Annotated in this window: 1 pseudogene; it reads right to left on the reverse strand. The window is 52.3% G+C overall.

The window, feature by feature from the left end:
• Positions 1 to 113: 113 nt before the first annotated feature.
• Positions 114 to 308: pseudogene (locus tag P0G09_RS17930) on the reverse strand (type II toxin-antitoxin system RelE/ParE family toxin); the annotation flags it as partial.

Consider the following 308-nt stretch of genomic DNA (forward strand, 5'->3'; position numbering starts at 1 on the left):
GCCTTCCCACTCTCCGGAATGGGAAGGCTCTTTTTGCGCTATCGGCGAATCAAAGTGAAAAGCCTCTTGTTCTGCATTCCGCAGAGCAGGAGGCTTTTTATGCTGCCGGGGAATCAGCCGAGCAGATTATATTGATTGGATCGTTTCTGAGCAATTTCATACACTTCCTCGTCAGCACGGACACCGATGACGATCACCAGCATTTCCGTTTCGGTGCGGCGCAGCTGATAGACGACCCGCAGGCCGGAAGCACGAAGCTTAATTTTTAGAAATCCAGCCAGATTGGTGCGGCTGTGGTTGCCCAAAGC

The organism is Faecalibacterium sp. DFI.5.82 (genome assembly GCF_029076575.1).
In the GTDB taxonomy this organism is placed as follows: domain Bacteria; phylum Bacillota; class Clostridia; order Oscillospirales; family Ruminococcaceae; genus Faecalibacterium; species Faecalibacterium duncaniae.